This window comes from Anaerobacillus alkaliphilus, assembly GCF_004116265.1.
GTDB classification, from domain to species: Bacteria; Bacillota; Bacilli; order Bacillales; family Anaerobacillaceae; genus Anaerobacillus; species Anaerobacillus alkaliphilus.
The window spans coordinates 318,926-334,962 of sequence record NZ_QOUX01000001.1; the positions used below are offsets into that span (position 1 = coordinate 318,926).

General features: G+C 38.1%; 15 protein-coding genes and 1 riboswitch. Of the genes, 9 read left to right on the top strand and 6 right to left on the bottom strand.

Annotation, left to right across the window (positions count from 1 at the left end; translation table 11 throughout):
• Positions 1-181: 181 nt before the first annotated feature.
• The 3 genes from DS745_RS01660 (at position 182) to DS745_RS01670 (ending at position 5,651) form a co-directional block, all read left to right on the top strand.
• Complete coding sequence (locus DS745_RS01660) at positions 182-3,010, top strand: MMPL family transporter (protein WP_129076465.1); 2,829 nt, start codon at positions 182-184, stop codon at positions 3,008-3,010.
• Between the two features lie 133 nt (positions 3,011-3,143).
• Positions 3,144-3,359 carry a hypothetical protein gene (locus DS745_RS01665; RefSeq protein ID WP_129076466.1) on the top strand — a complete coding sequence of 72 codons (216 nt, stop codon included), beginning with the start codon at positions 3,144-3,146 and terminating at the stop codon, positions 3,357-3,359.
• A gap of 102 nt (positions 3,360-3,461) precedes the next feature.
• A complete protein-coding gene (locus tag DS745_RS01670; protein WP_129076467.1) occupies positions 3,462-5,651 on the top strand; it encodes a DNA topoisomerase III in 2,190 nt (729 codons plus the stop codon).
• A 52-nt stretch (positions 5,652-5,703) separates the two neighbouring features.
• On the opposite strand, the gene DS745_RS01675 is transcribed toward DS745_RS01670, so the two are convergent.
• A complete protein-coding gene (locus DS745_RS01675) occupies positions 5,704-6,042 on the bottom strand; it encodes a nuclear transport factor 2 family protein (RefSeq protein WP_129076468.1) in 339 nt (112 codons plus the stop codon).
• A gap of 87 nt (positions 6,043-6,129) precedes the next feature.
• Between DS745_RS01675 and DS745_RS01680 the strand changes: the two genes are divergently transcribed.
• On the top strand, positions 6,130-6,507 hold the full coding sequence (locus DS745_RS01680) for a hypothetical protein (RefSeq protein WP_129076469.1): 378 nt from the start codon (positions 6,130-6,132) through the stop codon (positions 6,505-6,507).
• Positions 6,508-6,540: 33 nt separating this feature from the next.
• Here DS745_RS01680 and DS745_RS01685 read toward each other — a convergent pair whose 3' ends face one another.
• Positions 6,541-7,173, bottom strand: a complete 633-nt coding sequence (locus DS745_RS01685) for a GGDEF domain-containing protein (protein ID WP_129076470.1) — start codon at positions 7,171-7,173, stop codon at positions 6,541-6,543.
• 147 nt (positions 7,174-7,320) lie between these two features.
• Here DS745_RS01685 and DS745_RS01690 point away from each other — a divergent pair, with 147 nt between their 5' ends.
• Both DS745_RS01690 and DS745_RS01695 read left to right on the top strand, forming a co-directional pair.
• Positions 7,321-8,538, top strand: coding sequence for a stalk domain-containing protein (locus tag DS745_RS01690; protein WP_161568141.1), 1,218 nt, complete (start codon positions 7,321-7,323; stop codon positions 8,536-8,538).
• An 82-nt stretch (positions 8,539-8,620) separates the two neighbouring features.
• Positions 8,621-9,880, top strand: coding sequence for a DHH family phosphoesterase (locus tag DS745_RS01695; protein WP_277750893.1), 1,260 nt, complete (start codon positions 8,621-8,623; stop codon positions 9,878-9,880).
• Positions 9,881-9,914: 34 nt separating this feature from the next.
• On the opposite strand, the gene DS745_RS01700 is transcribed toward DS745_RS01695, so the two are convergent.
• Complete coding sequence (locus DS745_RS01700) at positions 9,915-10,175, bottom strand: DUF2524 family protein (protein WP_161568142.1); 261 nt, start codon at positions 10,173-10,175, stop codon at positions 9,915-9,917.
• Positions 10,176-10,395: 220 nt separating this feature from the next.
• Between DS745_RS01700 and DS745_RS01705 the strand changes: the two genes are divergently transcribed.
• Positions 10,396-10,851, top strand: coding sequence for a YtxH domain-containing protein (locus DS745_RS01705; RefSeq protein WP_129076473.1), 456 nt, complete (start codon positions 10,396-10,398; stop codon positions 10,849-10,851).
• Between the two features lie 27 nt (positions 10,852-10,878).
• The gene (locus DS745_RS01710) at positions 10,879-11,607 is read left to right on the top strand and encodes a PRC-barrel domain-containing protein (protein ID WP_129076474.1); all 729 of its coding nucleotides are present in this window, start codon (positions 10,879-10,881) and stop codon (positions 11,605-11,607) included.
• Positions 11,608-11,647: 40 nt separating this feature from the next.
• Here the strand turns inward: DS745_RS01710 and DS745_RS01715 are convergent, their stop codons facing one another.
• The 3 genes from DS745_RS01715 to DS745_RS01725 all read right to left on the bottom strand — a co-directional run bounded on the left by DS745_RS01715 (position 11,648) and on the right by DS745_RS01725 (position 14,853).
• Positions 11,648-13,009, bottom strand: a complete 1,362-nt coding sequence (locus tag DS745_RS01715) for a PFL family protein (RefSeq protein WP_129076475.1) — start codon at positions 13,007-13,009, stop codon at positions 11,648-11,650.
• Positions 13,010-13,026: 17 nt separating this feature from the next.
• A complete protein-coding gene (locus tag DS745_RS01720; RefSeq protein ID WP_129077001.1) occupies positions 13,027-13,302 on the bottom strand; it encodes an ACT domain-containing protein in 276 nt (91 codons plus the stop codon).
• Positions 13,303-13,392: 90 nt separating this feature from the next.
• Positions 13,393-13,469: riboswitch (glycine riboswitch) on the bottom strand.
• Between the two features lie 154 nt (positions 13,470-13,623).
• Positions 13,624-14,853: an MFS transporter gene (locus DS745_RS01725; RefSeq protein ID WP_129076476.1), complete on the bottom strand. Its 1,230-nt coding sequence runs from the start codon at positions 14,851-14,853 to the stop codon at positions 13,624-13,626.
• Positions 14,854-15,022: 169 nt separating this feature from the next.
• Here DS745_RS01725 and DS745_RS01730 point away from each other — a divergent pair, with 169 nt between their 5' ends.
• Positions 15,023-15,931, top strand: coding sequence for a 5'-3' exonuclease (locus DS745_RS01730; RefSeq protein WP_129076477.1), 909 nt, complete (start codon positions 15,023-15,025; stop codon positions 15,929-15,931).
• The last annotated feature ends 106 nt before the right edge of the window (positions 15,932-16,037 follow it).

The window sequence follows — 16,037 nt, forward strand, 5'->3', positions numbered from 1 at the left end:
CATTTTAACGACAGAAAGGAAAATAGTAAATGGAGAAATTTCGCGAATCGAAAATATTTTTTTGTCTTTACTGGAAATTAGTTCAAAGTATAAACTGTTAGTGGATAAACTATAGATAGGAGCAGACTATTCTGATAATGTCTATCTATTTGACTAATATGAGAAAAGAGGAACATACAAGATGATGCGAAATTATCGCTGGATCTATCTTTTGCCAATTTTATGGATAGTCATTGGAGTTATTCTTCACTTACATGCTCCAAACATGGAACAGTTAGTCCGTGAAAAAGGACAGATTTCTGTACCGGAGGGCTTTCCTTCGAAAATAAAGGCAGAAATGCTAGAAGAACATGGTGGCGTTACAGGAGAAGCGGTTCTAGTCGTTTATCATCATGAGAATGGTTTAAACGAGGAACAGTATCAACAGATTAAGGAAAAAATTTCACAGATTGGTACTGACTTAGGAACGGCAAAAGTGCAACAAGTAATTACTCCATTCGATAGTGATGAGCAAAAAGATTTACTAGTAAGTGAGGATGGAACCACTATGTTAGTGGTCCTGATGATGAAAATGGGTGTCACGGAGGTAACATATGTTAGGCCTGAAATTGAAAAAGCAACGCAAGTGGAAGGCGTTAGCTCTTATTTAACAGGTTCAGCAGTGATAGCAGAGGATGTCATCATTAGTTCAGAAGAGGGCTTAGCAAAAACTGAGATCATTACCGTCATATTTGTTCTAGGTATATTACTGTTTGTGTTTCGCTCGTTAGCTGCTCCACTTGTGCCGCTGATTACCGTTGGTGCTTCCTACTTAGTAAGCGTACCGATTGTTGCGTATTTGATTGAATATATGAATTTTCCTGTCTCGAATTTTACGCAAATATTTATCGTTGCTGTTTTGTTTGGGATTGGGACTGATTACTGTATCCTACTTTTAACACGTTTTAAGGAAGAATTAATTTTAGGGAAAAATCGTGTAGACGCAATGGTTACTACATACAAAGCTGTTGGAGCAACTGTTTTCTATAGCGCTTTAACTGGCTTTATTGGATTTTTTGCAATTGGGTTTGCCGACTTTGATCTATATCGATCAGCGGTAAGTGTGGCTGTAGGTATTGTCGTTCTAATTATTGGTCTTTGGGTTTGGGTTCCGACCGCGATGCTATTATTAGGGGAAAAATTATTTTGGCCAGCAAGAGGGAAGTTAACCTCAAGTAAAAGCTGGATATGGAATAAACTAGGTCGTTTTTCAGTCTACAAACCTGGCTGGACGATTGTTGTATTAGCATTATTACTAATACCTGCACTATTGTTTCATCGTGGTGCCACATCGATGGACACATTAAATGAAATTGGTAATGAATACGACTCGGTCATGGCTTTTGAAATTATCTCAGAGAAGTTTAGTGAAGGTCAAGCGTTTCCTGTAAGTGTCGTATTAGAAAACGACGAAGAGTGGAGTAACCAAGAATGGATGCCTTACATTGAACTTGTCACTCAAGAGTTAGTAAAGATTGATGGAGTCAAAGAAGTTCGCAGTGCGACTCGACCTAAAGGTGAACGGATGGAGGAGTTTACACTCCCTTATCTGTTAGGGGAAGTGAATGATGGGCTATATGAAATTAGTGACGGCTTAGAAGAAATAAGAGAAGCTTTGTTAGAGATAGCTACAGAATTAACAGACGGGCAAAGTGATATGAGAACTGCTCAGCAAGATGTTGGGAAACTTGTTGATGGAACACGAGAGTTACAAGAAGGAGCAGAGCAAATCCAGGAAGAAATGGAGAAAGTTAGCTCTGGTACACAACAGTCAGTAGCAGGTTTAGCTCAATTGAATGGTAGTATCTCAGGAATTGCAAATCAAATGCTGCAATTAACTGAGGGCAGTACGTTACCGCCGGAATTAGCGTTTGCCATTACTAGTCTAGCAGACGGTCTAGCTCAAGTAGGTGGAGGGATCACAGAAATTCAAGGTGGTCTAACAGAAATCGGTGCAGGACAGCAACAAATTGCCACTGCAACAGGTGAAATAGCTTCAGGTATTGGTGACCTTCGTACTGGGCAAGACGAAATAGGTGGGGCTTTTGGTGAAATTGAAGAAGCGTTTGCTGAACTAGCTGAAGGCTTAGAAGAAATTGCTGACGGTATTGAAGAGATTGAAGAAGGGTTAGCGGAAGTTCAAGATCTTTTTGAAGAAATTGCTAATCAAAAAGCAAATCCGTTATCAGGCTTTTTCGTTCCGCAGACATTGTTTGATAATGGCGATTTAGACCAACTTTGGGAAACTTATACGACCCCAAATCACTTAGTTGCCAAATTTGATGTGATTCTCGATGTTTACCCATATAGTAATGAAGCCATTGAGGTTGTTAACGTGATTGAGGAACGAATGCAAATCGCTTTAAAAGGAACACCCCTTGAAGAAAATCGCTTTTCTATTGGTGGTTTAACGAGTGTAAACCGTGATTTAAAAACGATTTCAGATGAAGACTTTAATCGAACCGCGATTGTTATGCTATCAGGGATTTTTATTGTACTAGTGATATTACTTCGTTCACTAATCATGCCATTATACATAATGGCGTCATTAATTATTACCTATATCGCGGCTATTTCATTTACTGAGATTATTTATATTGATCTTTTAGGTCATGCGGGGCTTAGCTGGGCGGTACCGTTCTTTGGATTCGTGATGTTAATGGCCCTTGGAGTCGACTACTCAATCTTTTTAATGGGGCGCTTTACCGAAAATATGAGAGATATGCCGTTAAAGGAAGCGTTAGTTAGTGCAATGGGGCAAATTGGGACGGTCATTTTATCAGCTGCGATCATTCTAGCGGGAACGTTTGGAGCAATGATGCCTTCTGGCGTCATGTCACTAATGCAAATAGCGACTCTTGTATTGGTAGGGCTGTTGTTGTATGCGTTTTTCATGTTACCGTTATTCATCCCGGTCATGGTTCAGTTATTTGGTGACAAGAACTGGTGGCCGTTTAAAGCTCTGAAATAATTTAGGAAGATCAACATTGTTTACACAGTGTTGGTCTTTTATGTTTACCTGTCCAAAACTAGGGGTAAAGAAACCTTATACTCATCCTGGGAGGTTGATCCATATGAAAACTGAAAAAGAACAAATTGATTAAATGATCAATGAGGGTCTTGGTGGTGGAACCATTGACGATGAGAAGGATAAAAAGCAAATTGAAAATCCGCTATCAAAAAAGAAGCATAAGCAAAGCGAAAAAGAAAACTCAATGACGACCAATTTTGAAGATACCAAAAAGCTGGGCAAAGAAATGGACCAGATGAAAACGAATCAACAAATTAAAGAAGAGGGTTTAACACCTGACCCATTATAGGAATGACACCCGCGTCTTGCGGGTGTTTTCTTTTGTTGCTAAGTGCCTCGCCCAGTACAATGTGATATAGTAATGGATAGTGAAGTTGGAAAGGATGTTTTTATGAAAAAAGTAGTTTTGTGTGAAAAGCCATCAGTTGCCCGGGATATTGCTAGAGTCTTGAATTGCCCGAAAAAAGGCAATGGATTCCTAGAAGGTAATGAGTATATTGTTACTTGGGCACTTGGACATTTAGTAACCTTAGCAGATCCAGAAGTTTATGATGAAAAATATAAAGCGTGGAAATTAGAAGATTTACCGATGCTACCGAATGAATTAAAGCTCGTTGTGATTAAGCAAACAGGGAAGCAGTTTCAAGCGGTTAAGAGTCAGCTAGTAAGAAAAGACGTCAACGAGGTCATTATCGCAACTGATGCCGGTCGCGAAGGAGAATTAGTAGCAAGATGGATAATTGAAAAAGCAAATGTGAAAAAGCCACTGAAACGTCTCTGGATTTCTTCAGTCACTGACAAAGCGATTAAAGACGGCTTTAAACAATTGAAAAGTGGAAAGCAATATGAAAATTTATATCATTCCGCTGTCGCAAGGTCAGAAGCAGACTGGTTTGTGGGAATTAATGCAACAAGAGCATTAACGACAAAGTTTAATGCACAGTTGTCTTGCGGCCGTGTCCAAACACCAACGATCGCAATTATTGCCTCGCGCGAAGAGGAAATCAAAAAGTTCCAACCAAGAGAATTCTATGGTATTACTGCGCAAACCAAGGATAAGCTGAAACTCACCTGGCAGGATCAGAAAACCAATGACATTAAAACGTTTGATAAACAGAAAAGTGATGAGCTAATCAAACTCCTCCAAAATCAAAAGAGTGCACAAGTCGTTGACGTGGAGAAAACGGCTAAGAAAAGTTATGCACCGCAATTATATGATTTGACTGAATTGCAAAGAGATGCGAACAAGGCTTTTGGTTTCTCTGCCAAAGAAACATTGTCGATTATGCAAAAGTTATATGAGCAGCACAAGGTGTTAACCTATCCGAGAACGGACTCTCGTTTTATTTCTACGGATATTGTAGAGACACTCAAAGATCGTGTGAAGGCTAGCGGTATCGGCCCTTATGCAAAAATAGCTGCGAAAATATTAAAATCTGGGATTAAAGCAAATAAATCCTTCGTTGATAACAGTAAAGTCTCAGATCACCATGCCATTTTGCCTACAGAAGAGTTTGTAAACCTGGCGAAATTTACGGAAAAAGAGCGTAAAATCTATGATCTAGTTGTAAAACGATTTTTAGCGGTTTTATCAGAGCCATTTTTATACGAGCAAACGAAATTGAAAGCAAAAGTTGGTTCGGAAGTGTTTATCGCAAGTGGAAAAATTGTTCAATCAATGGGTTGGAAGGAAGTTTACGAAAATCAATTTTCAGATGAAGAAGAGGATGATGTCAAAGATCAACAGTTGCCTGTTATTTCAAAAGGTGACACGTTGAACTTACTTTCGATCACTCAAACAAAAGGCCAAACAAAACCACCAGCGCCATTTAATGAAGCGACGTTATTAACTGCGATGGAAAACCCTGCGAAATACATGGCAACTAATGATAAGGAACTCGCGAAAACATTAGGAAAAACGGGTGGACTTGGAACGGTAGCAACTCGAGCAGACATTATTGAAAAACTCTTTAATACCTTTTTATTAGAAAAAAGAGGTAAAGATATTTTTGTTACCTCAAAAGGAAAGCAGCTTTTAGAGCTTGCTCCTGAAGATTTGAAATCACCTGCCTTAACAGCTGAGTGGGAGCAAAAGCTTGAAGCTATCTCTAAAGGACAGCTCAGTAAAGATGTGTTTATTAACGAAATGAAAAGCTATGCTAAGCTTGTTGTGAATGAAATAAAAATGAGCAATGAGAAATTTAAGCATGATAATCTAACAGGAAGCAAATGTCCGGAATGTGGGAAGTTGATGTTAGAAGTGAATGGCAAGCGCGGAAAAATGCATGTTTGCCAAGACCGTGAATGTGGCCATAGGAAAACGATTTCGCAAACAACCAATGCGAGATGTCCGAACTGTAAGAAAAAGTTAGAGCTACGTGGTGAAGGTGAGGGGCAAATGTTCGTTTGTAAGTGCGGACACAGAGAAAAGCTCTCTACTTTTACGGAGCGTAGAAATAAAGAGAAGCAATCGAAAGTTTCCAAAAAGGATGTCTCTAAGTATTTAAAGCAACAGAATAAAGAAGATGATGTACCTTTTAACAATCCTTTTGCTGAGGCACTAGCGAAACTGAAGAAATAATAAAGACGAGCACGATTCATTTCGTGCTCGTTTCTTTTTTGGGGGAAAAGTGTTAATTTAGGAACCTTACATGCGTAATTAACCCGTTTTCAATTTTGTAAACTGCGACAACGTGACGCTCTTCTGTAGATCCTCTTGAACCTGTTACTCGTTCTTCGTCTAGGACATAATTTTCTAATACAATTCTAGAAACTAAGCGACAATGAAGATTAGGGCTTTCCTGAAAAAGTAGATCATATCGTTTTCGCATTGCTTCTTTATTTTCCATAAGTACATTGCCTGCGCCGTCTTCAACAAAGCAATTCTCTGAATAGCACTCCATAAATGTTTCTAGATCACGATTATTATAGGCTTCTAGCTGCTTTTGAGCTGGCACTGAAATATCAGACATAAAAGAACCTCCTTAGTATGTAGTCATAACGTATTATACACATCTGAAGTGGACAGGAATAGTAAAAAACTGACTAGGAGTCTTTCGATGAAAAAAAACATATCCAACCTAAGAAACCCAGAACTAGATGAGAAGATTTCACAGGAACTCTCAGGAATGACCTTTACTAAGAATTTTCGCTCACATACAGCCGAAGAGTGGTATGTATTTCTACCGAGCTATTATGACCCTGAAACAACAGGCGCAGTAGGTAAAGCCATTATTCATTATGATCTCATCGGAAATCGCGATATTTTTATTAATACAACGATTATTTTTGATGATCCTAGATTATTTGATCCAAAAGTTTATCCGTTAGTTTACGCGATCTCTGATGAATTAGTAAATCGTTTAGTTGGATATTCAAACACCTTACTTTCTGTTCATGCGGGAGGAAACTCGTTTCAAGCAGAATATGTTCACTAAAAAAGAAGCACCCCTAATGTTAAAGGGTGCTTCTTAGTTGAATTGTGGGTTTAAGCGATTTTGTTTTTCTCGCTTGCGACTATACATGTTCTCATCTGCTAATTGAATTATCGCTTCGATATCTTTACCTTTGCTACAAGTTGCAAATCCCATCGAAACACTTATCGAGAACTTATATTGCCCAGAAATCTCTTTCAGTCTATCATTAATACGCTCGTTTAATGAGACAAGAACTTCGTCCGTAAGATTAGGAGCAATAATAATAAATTCATCGCCACCCCAACGCACAACGATATCTGTTTTACGTGTTTCTGAATTTAGCACATAAGCAATTCTCTTAATCACGTCGTCACCCATCAGATGACCGTGAGTATCATTGATGTATTTAAATGAGTCAATATCAACAATGCAAATTGAAAGATTGTTTTTTTGTTTTAGTAGCTTTGGAAGTTTTTGCGAGATAAACACTCGATTGTATAAGTTTGTTAGATGGTCACGCTCTGCCATTAACTTCGTTTGGTCATACATGATCCCAACGGTTAAAAATGCGATTTGGTTGATTAAAAGTAAAAATATGAAATTTTTACCGAAATCTATGTATACAATGGCTACGAGTAACAAAATAAAACTTAAAAATAATGATGTCCTTACTCCAATATGTCTCATATATTATCACCTATTTATTTTATCGACAGGTATTTCTAATTTATTTACACTACAAATAATGGTATTTTTTCACATGGATGCAGGAATTTAAAGAGTTTTCAAGAATAGTATGTAGGTAGGTTTAACTATATGCAAGGAGGCTCTTTAATGAGATCAATCATAAAATCGACATGGATGGCCATCGTTTTCACCTTAGTATTTGGGCTCATCTTTAGTAACCAAGCAGGAGCGAAAAATACGTCTTTTCATTATGTTGCTTTAGGAGATTCGCTAACTGTGGGACTAGAACCACAGCAGTACTGGGATGCAAATGCCCCTGTGTTTGGCTTTGTTGATCGTGTCTATGAACAAGCGCTTTTTTATGGAAAGACAAACGTGAAAAACTATGGAGTAAATGGATTAACGAGTACAGGGTTAAAGAACATTCTTGTGACTATGGATCAGGGGAGCGCAGCGGCGAAAGCTGATATTCAAGAAACATTGCGAGATCCAAGGATTGATCAATTGTTGAAGTCAACAAATAGTTTAAAAGCAGATATTGTAAAAGCTGACTTAATTACAATTACCATCGGTGGTAACGACTTCGGTGCAAGAACGTATATAGACATACGTGATTTAAATGAACAAGAGGTACAAATTTTTTTAGATGAAAAGATCTCTGTTTATCAAGAAAACATAAAAGAAACATTAAATGTTATTTATAGATTAAATCCAGAAGTAACGGTTGTTATTGCTGACCAGTACAATCCTTTTCCTCGAGTTAATCAAGACATGTATAAGAAATTAACGTTACTAAGTACACAATTTACCAAGGTTCTAGAAGGGATTTCTGCTCAATATAAAAAAGATGGTTATGAGCTAATCTTGGCGCCCGTGGCAAAAAGTTTTATTAATAGAGAAATTTCTTACACACATATTTTAAGAGCTGATATTCACCCAAATCAAAAAGGGTACGATGTCATGGCGAAAGTGATTTCAGAGCTGTTATGGGGTGTTTATCATGAGGCACCACCTAGTGAGAAAGAGATCACCATTTACGTGAAAGGTAAGGAGCTAGTAACTCCCTTTGATCCTGTGATTTCTAATGGAAGTACGTTTGTCCCTATTAGGGAATATGCGGAGAGTTTAGGTGCTACAGTAGCTTGGCAGGGTGCGACACAGAGTGCGGTTGTGAAGCTTGATCAGGAGGTTATAACCTTCACTGTCGGATCTGATTTCATTAGTGTAGGCAATGAGAGAGTGGCTTTGAATGATAAAGTGCAATTGATTAACGGAAAAGTCTATGTTCCTTTGCGAGCAATTGCTGAAGGCTTAAAATTTGATGTTACTTACAGTAAAGCAACGAAACGAGCATTTATTAATTAATGGCGTGGGTCTTCCACGCTTATTTTCATTCTTATTGTACATACTAAATTTGTAATTACGGCAAAAATAGGGGTGTGCAAACATGTATCGGTTATATACACATAATGATTTAGACGGGGTTGGCTGTGGAATTGTCGCTAAGCTAGCTTTTGATGGGAATGTCGAAATTCGTTACAACTCGGTCATGGGGTTAGACTTTCAGGTTTCGAGGTTTTTAGAAAAGCCTAGAAAAGAAGATCAACTTTTCATTACAGATTTATCAGTCAGTGAAGACAATGAAAAAGGCCTAGATAAATACGTAAAGAGTGGCGGAAAGGTTAATTTAATTGACCATCACAAAAGTGCTCTTCATTTTAACAATTACAGCTGGGCGAGTGTACAGGTAGATTATGACGATGGTCGTTTAGCTTCAGCTACTAGTCTTTTTTACGAACATCTTAAAAATGAGGGTCTCATTACACCTACAAATTCTATTGAAGAGTTTGTGGAACTTGTGCGTCAGTATGACACTTGGGAATGGGACCAAAATGAAAATGTAACGGCAAAACGTTTGAATGATTTATTTTTTATGCTTTCTATTGATGAATTTGAGGAACGAATGGTAGAGAGATTAAAGAAAAATGAGGCGTTTGCATTTGATGAATTTGAAGAAAAAATGCTAGCGTTAGAAGAGGAAAAAATTCAACGATATGTTCGCAAAAAGAAGCGCGAGCTAGTCCAAACGTTTATAGATGATTATTGTGTCGGTATTGTCCATGCCGAATCGTATCATTCAGAACTTGGCAATGAATTAGGCAAGGATAACGCTCACCTAGATTACATAGCAATTGTCAGTGTTGGTGGCAAGAGAATGAGTTTGCGAACGATTCATGAATATATTGATGTTTCTGAAATTGCTGGAAATTATGGCGGTGGTGGACATGCAAAGGCATCTGGTTGTTCATTAACGCCAGAAGCATATGAGTACTTTGTAGCAGAGCCTTTTAAAATTGATCCTATGAGAGCAGATGCTTTTAGAAATCAATATAACTTAAAGGAGTCTATTCACGGTTCACTATATGAAAATCGGGATGACGATCAATTCTTTGTGTACCCTTCTGACGAAGATGAGTGGACTGTTGAACGCAATGGATCTCCTGTCGAGGAAGAGTTTGTATCATTTCAAGAAGCTGAAAACTATATAAAACGTAACTATTCTGCATGGTTAGTAAGGGATGAAATATATGTCCAGTTTTTAAAGGAAAACGTGATTGAACTGAAACTCTATGCAAAAGAACAAGGTGATGTTGCGCCTTACCAACTAGATCTTGAACAGCATGAAGGAGAGCTTTACTCTCATTAAAAAAGTCGAGGACGATTTAATCGTCCTCGACTTTTTAAATTCCACGTACCATAATTGTTTTCGTTTCTCTTATCTGATGTTGCGCTTCTTCTAATTGAGCACGCTGCTCAGGTGATGCGGTTGCTAATAAATCATTTATTTCTGAGTCCAATTCCATCAGTTGATTCATCAGAAAAGGGTATTCAGTTGGATCATTCTGTTGAATTAATTTTACATCTAGTAGCTCTTTATGAGCACTGTCAATCGTTTCTTGGGCTCTTGTTAAATAACTGTCGATTTGATCCTTTTGTAACAACGAATTCGCCTCCCTTATGTTACTCTGTACTATTTCATTATTTGTTCTCTAAATTGCTTTTATGCAAAATAGCAACTCTTTCCAAACAGAAAAAAGGTGTTTAACTCATTGTGAGGAGGGTATTTCATAAATAAGACAGCATTAAAGGGGGCATTTGTTTTCTTGTAATGGTCATTAACTAATTATAAAAAAACAAAAAACTACACAAGGAGTGGTATTCATGGATAATCAAAAAGGAATAATTGTTGGAACACTTATTGGGAGTGCAGTTGGTGCCGCTGTTGCAGTGCTTACGACACCAAAGAGTGGACCTGAGTTACGTAGTGAGATCAATGATCAGTTTGAGTATGGAAAAATGAAGGCAGAAGAAGTATCAGATTTGTTAAAGGATCGAATTGATTCGTTTACAACGATTTTAGATGATCGTTCTTCAAATCTCTCAGAAACGGTAATCGATGAAGCTAATCATATTGTGAGTGAAGCAAAAGCAGCGCTCGAAGAACTCCGTGAAAAAGAAGAGATTGACACAAACGAAATAAGAACTCTCGTGAAACGTCTAATGAAAGAAGAAATGAAGTCTGGAAAAGAAATTGGTGATGCAGTTAAAGGTGAAATAGAGAATTTTCAACAGGATTTTAAAAAAGAGTTAGATGAGTTAGCGAAAAAGATTTCATAAAGTCAACATTTTAAAGGAGTGTTATAATTGTTACACAACATTAAAGAGTTGAAAAAGTTTGATATAATCGCAGTCGATGGTCCTATTGGTACGGTTCATGATTTTTTACTAGATGATAAAGAGTGGACTATACGATATCTCGTTGTTGATACGATGAAATGGTTACCTGGTAAAAAAGTATTGATCTCGCCAATGACTATTGCTGAATTAGATTTGGTAAATGGAAATCTCTTCCTTTTTCTTACAAGGGAAACAATAAAGTCCAGTCCAGCACTCGAAACTAAATTACCGACAAGAGCATACGAAGCAAGCTTTGTTCATTATTATGGTTTGCGCCCCTATTGGTATTTGGCTGAAAAAGCGGCTCATGAATCAGTAGGCAATCAAGAAATAGAAGATGTAGTTACGGAAAACTACGAACACGAAAGTACGCTACGAAGTTTTCTTGACATAGAAGGTTATCATATTGAGGCAACTGATGGGAGAATCGGTCATGTTGAGAACTTTGTTGTCTGTGATGAAACTTGGAAGGTAAGGTATTTAGTAGTTGATACACAAAATTGGTGGGTAGGTAAACACGTCTTGGTTGATCCTGAATGGATCTCATATGTTAGCTGGCAAGAGCAAATCGTTCGAGTAGACTTAACGAAAGAGACGATAAAAAATGGACCGGAGTATGATCCGAATAGAGCGATAACAAGAGAACTCGAGGATGAAATATATACAAAATATGATAAGCCAAGATTTTGGCTCTAACAATAGGAGAAGGTGAGGGGGAGAACCCCCTCACCTTCTCTTAATTTATTAAGGCTTGTAATGGAGCAGGAATACGTCCGCCACGTGCAATCAATTTGTCAGACGAGAAAGGATTGACACCCATGACGGGTGCACGACCTAACAGACCGCCAAATTCGACCATTTCGCCTTCTTTTTTTCCGGGCACGGGGATAACACGAACAGCGGTTGTTTTTTTGTTAATCATTCCAATAGCAGCCTCGTCAGCAATCATTGCTGAAAGGGTAGCAGCTGACACGTCTCCAGTGACAGCAATCATATCAAGCCCCACTGAACAAACACATGTCATAGCCTCTAGTTTCGAAAGGGTAAGAGCGCCATCTACAATTCCTTTAATCATACCGTTATCTTCACTCACTGGGATAAATGCGCCACTTAAACCACCGACATAGGAGCTTGCCATCGCACCACCTTTTTTAACTGCATCATTCATGAGTGCAAGGGCGGCAATCGTTCCGTGTGTTCCGACACGTTCTAAACCAATTTCTTCAAGGATTTCAGCAACACTATCATTCATTGCATTTGTTGGTGCTAACGACAGATCCATAATTCCAAACGGAATATTCAAACGCTCAGCCACAACACGACCGATGAGCTCCCCAGCACGAGTTATTTTAAAGGCTGTTTTCTTAATAATTTCTGAGACCTTACCGAGATCAGCGTCAGGATATCTTCTAAGTGCATTTAGTACCACACCAGGGCCACTCACACCTACATTAAGAACGACTTCCCCTTCACCTGACCCGTGAAATGCTCCAGCCATAAATGGATTGTCTTCTACTGGGTTGCAAAAGACAACAAGCTTTGCACAAGCGAGACCATTTTGTTCCTTTGTACGCTCGGCTGCATCCTTTAAAATGATACCAAGCTGTCTCACTGCATCCATATTAATGCCAGTTCGAGTCGTTGCCACTGATATAGAAGAACATACTCGGTCAGTTACACTTAAAGCTTCTGGAAGTGCATCAAGGAGAGTTTGATCTCCTTTAGAAATCCCTTTATGTACTAGGGCCGAGTATCCACCAATGAAGTCTACTCCTAAAACTTTAGCTGCTTTATCTAATGTTTTGGCCAGTTCAATAGCTTCTTGTTTGGTCGCATTACCTAAAATTTCAGCAATAGGTGTGATTGATATTCGTTTATTGATAATTGGTATTCCATATTCTTTTTCTACCGTTTCTGCTACCGACTTTAACTCTTTTGCGTAGGTAGTTATTTTATCGTAGACTCGCTGATTAAGGTTTGAAAAATTTGAGTCAGCGCAATCGTGAAGATTAATTCCCATCGTTACTGTTCGTATATCAAGGCTCTCCATTTGTACCATTCGAATGGTTTCTTGCATTTCTGCTAGTGCAATATTCATTTGTCTGACCCCTCCTTTTAGACTCGATGCATCGCTTTGAATAAGTCTTCGAGCTGTATGTTAATCTTTAAGCCCATTTCTAGATTAATTGGTTCAAATTGCTCTTGTAGATGCTCTAGGCTCTCTAGATCAGATACATCGACTAACATCATCATTGTAAAAAAGTCTTGGAGGATCGTTTGACTAATATCTAGGATGTTCACCTGATTTTTTGCTAAGACACTTGTCACTTTGGCAATAATTCCAACTTGATCTTTCCCAATTACACTTACCACTGCACGTTTTTTCTCCACCATTATCACCTCGATTATTTTTATGAAATAAAAAAAGATTGGAAATGTTTCCAATCTCAGTAGGCAATAGAATAACGTACATATAGTAGTAGTTACTCTTCTGTCCTTTTGCCTGAGATAGTGAATCCTTCGGCGCCGCATCATGCGAACTCTCCAGAAGCTGCTCCTACTATAGTTTGATCCATAGTACTCATCGCTTGCTTTTATTAGATTAAACAGATAGTAAAAGTAATTGTGAAATAGTCAACATAAAAAAACTCAATTCTTAGAATGTTCAAATTTTTATAAAGAAAGCCCACCTTTTGGCGAGCTTTTCAAGTATTACTCATTAATTTCTCGTAACTTCTGGTCAGTTGGTAAGAAGAAGGTTAATAGCCCTAGTAATGGCAATGCGACAACAAATAACATTGTATTAGATAGTCCAATCCAGTCAGCAATTGCTCCTAAAGCAACTGAGCCGATCGCTCCCATACCAAACGCTAAACCAACGATTAATCCTGAAACCATGCCGATTTTTCCAGGGACAAGTTCTTGAGCGTAAACCACAGATACCGAGAAGCTTGATAAGATAATAAAACCGATGGTCCCCATCAGCACGTAAGTAAAGATTGGCCCAACATGTGGCAAAAGCAGAGCTAAAGGAGCAGACCCTAACATAGAAAGCATTAAGATATTTCGTTTTCCATAACGGTCTGCTAACGGTCCACCTGCAAATGTACCAAATGCTCCTGCAGCTAAAAAGACAAAAATGTAAATAAGTGCCTGGTCAACAGTAATCGTAAATTTCTCCATCATGTAAAACACGTAAAAATTTGAAATTCCAGCATGGAACCAAGAACGGGCAAACACGAGAAATACTAATAAGGTAATCGCAAACACGACAATTCTCTTTGTTTCTGGATTGTTTTGCGTTTTTTTCTTTTGGAAAACCTTCTTCTTGGCCAACATAGTAACTTGTTGCGAATACCATTTTGCAATATAGACTAGTAGTCCAATTGCAAGGGCAGCTAATAATGTAAACCATATTGCACCGAATTGGCCGAATGGCACAATAATTAATACTGTAATTAAAGGTGCTAACGCTTGACCTGCATTTCCACCAACTTGATAGATTGATTGCGCGGTACCACGCTTTGCCCCAGCAGCCATATAGGCTACCCGCGAACCTTCAGGGTGAAATGTAGCTGAACCTAACCCAATAAAGATAACGGAAAGAACAACTAACCAGAAAGACGGAGCAAAGGCTAGCCCAAGCACTCCGAAAAACGTAAAGCAAAGGCCGATTGGTAGGGCATAAGGTGAGGGTTTTTTGTCAGTATAGTAGCCTACGACAGGCTGGATTAATGATGAAGTTAAATTAAGAGCAAAAGCAATAAGGCCAAGTTGAGTAAACGTTAGTCCCATCGATTGCTGTAAGATTGGAAACATTGCCGGGACAACGGATTGAATGGCATCGTTTAGTAAATGAACGAAGCCAATAATTAAAAGAATGTTATACATCGTTTTTTGCTCGGGTAAAGCATTTACTAGCTGTTTTGGTTCTGCGGCCATAAGATCCCCTCTTATTTAGATAGTCTAAATATATCTTAACATTTTATGACAAATCTTTGAATAAAAAAGATAGAATTTTAGATGAAAACTATGATTTTGGACAACTTTTTGTTATGATAGTAGTTACGTGTTTTAACTAAACCAAACGAGTGAAGGAGTTGGGAACACAATGAACACGAAAGACTCATTGATGATTATTGATGGCATGGCACTTTTATTTAGAGGCTACTATGCTACTTCATATAGCGGCTACATTATGAAAACAAGTAAAGGAATACCGACAAATGCCATATACGGCTTTGTTAAATATATGCAAGATGCAATTCGTACATTTCAACCAACGCATGTTTTATGTTGTTGGGATATGGGGGCACGGACGTTTCGAAATGAACTTTATCCAGCTTATAAAGCTAACCGAGGCGAGGCTCCTGATGAATTAATTCCACAATTTGACTTAGTAAAAAGAGTGGTAGAATACTTTGATATCCCTAATATTGGGATTGAGGGATTTGAAGCAGATGATTGTATTGGAACGCTAGCGAAAAAGTATAGCCAAGAGATGCAAATTCAAATTCTTACAGGTGATCACGATAGTTTGCAGTTAATAAACGAAAATACTCATTCCATTATTATGAAAAAAGGAATGTCCAACTACGAAGTTTACACGTTGGAAAAGCTTCTTGAAGAAAAAGAATTAACACCTGCCCAGTTTATTGATTTAAAGGGATTAATGGGTGATACAAGCGATAATTTTCCTGGTGTTAAGGGAATTGGCGAGAAGACTGCGATTAAACTTTTAAAGGAATATGGATCAATTGAAGGTATTTTAGAGAATTTACCGAAGCTTTCTAAAGGTATCCGGACAAAAATTGAAACTGAGTTGGACATGCTTCATCTTTCACGTAAGTTAGCAGAAATACATTGTGAAGTACCTGTCGAGATTGAGATACAAAAATGTATTCGATCAATTGATGAGGCTAGAGTAACGGAAATTTTTGAAGAGTTAGAGTTTCACCGCCTACTTAAGGATAAATCATTCTTAGAAGGATTAAAGGTCAATATACAGCCATTGTGTTAAGTGAAGTGGGTCAATTTCCAGAAGGAAGTTGGCCCATTTTTTTCTTGTATTTTTTTAAGCAAATTTACGAACAGCATAAAGGATATATGTTATGATCGTTTTGTTG

Bases quoted from the DNA above. Each gene is read 5' to 3' on its own strand.
- DS745_RS01660 (WP_129076465.1), top strand. From the start codon at position 182: ATGATGCGAAATTATCGCTGGATCTATCTTTTGCCAATTTTATGGATA.
- DS745_RS01665 (WP_129076466.1), top strand. From the start codon at position 3,144: ATGATCAATGAGGGTCTTGGTGGTGGAACCATTGACGATGAGAAGGAT.
- DS745_RS01670 (WP_129076467.1), top strand. From the start codon at position 3,462: ATGAAAAAAGTAGTTTTGTGTGAAAAGCCATCAGTTGCCCGGGATATT.
- DS745_RS01675 (WP_129076468.1), bottom strand. From the start codon at position 6,042: ATGTCTGATATTTCAGTGCCAGCTCAAAAGCAGCTAGAAGCCTATAAT.
- DS745_RS01680 (WP_129076469.1), top strand. From the start codon at position 6,130: ATGAAAAAAAACATATCCAACCTAAGAAACCCAGAACTAGATGAGAAG.
- DS745_RS01685 (WP_129076470.1), bottom strand. From the start codon at position 7,173: ATGAGACATATTGGAGTAAGGACATCATTATTTTTAAGTTTTATTTTG.
- DS745_RS01690 (WP_161568141.1), top strand. From the start codon at position 7,321: ATGAGATCAATCATAAAATCGACATGGATGGCCATCGTTTTCACCTTA.
- DS745_RS01695 (WP_277750893.1), top strand. From the start codon at position 8,621: ATGTATCGGTTATATACACATAATGATTTAGACGGGGTTGGCTGTGGA.
- DS745_RS01705 (WP_129076473.1), top strand. From the start codon at position 10,396: ATGGATAATCAAAAAGGAATAATTGTTGGAACACTTATTGGGAGTGCA.
- DS745_RS01715 (WP_129076475.1), bottom strand. From the start codon at position 13,009: ATGAATATTGCACTAGCAGAAATGCAAGAAACCATTCGAATGGTACAA.
- DS745_RS01725 (WP_129076476.1), bottom strand. From the start codon at position 14,853: ATGGCCGCAGAACCAAAACAGCTAGTAAATGCTTTACCCGAGCAAAAA.
- DS745_RS01730 (WP_129076477.1), top strand. From the start codon at position 15,023: ATGAACACGAAAGACTCATTGATGATTATTGATGGCATGGCACTTTTA.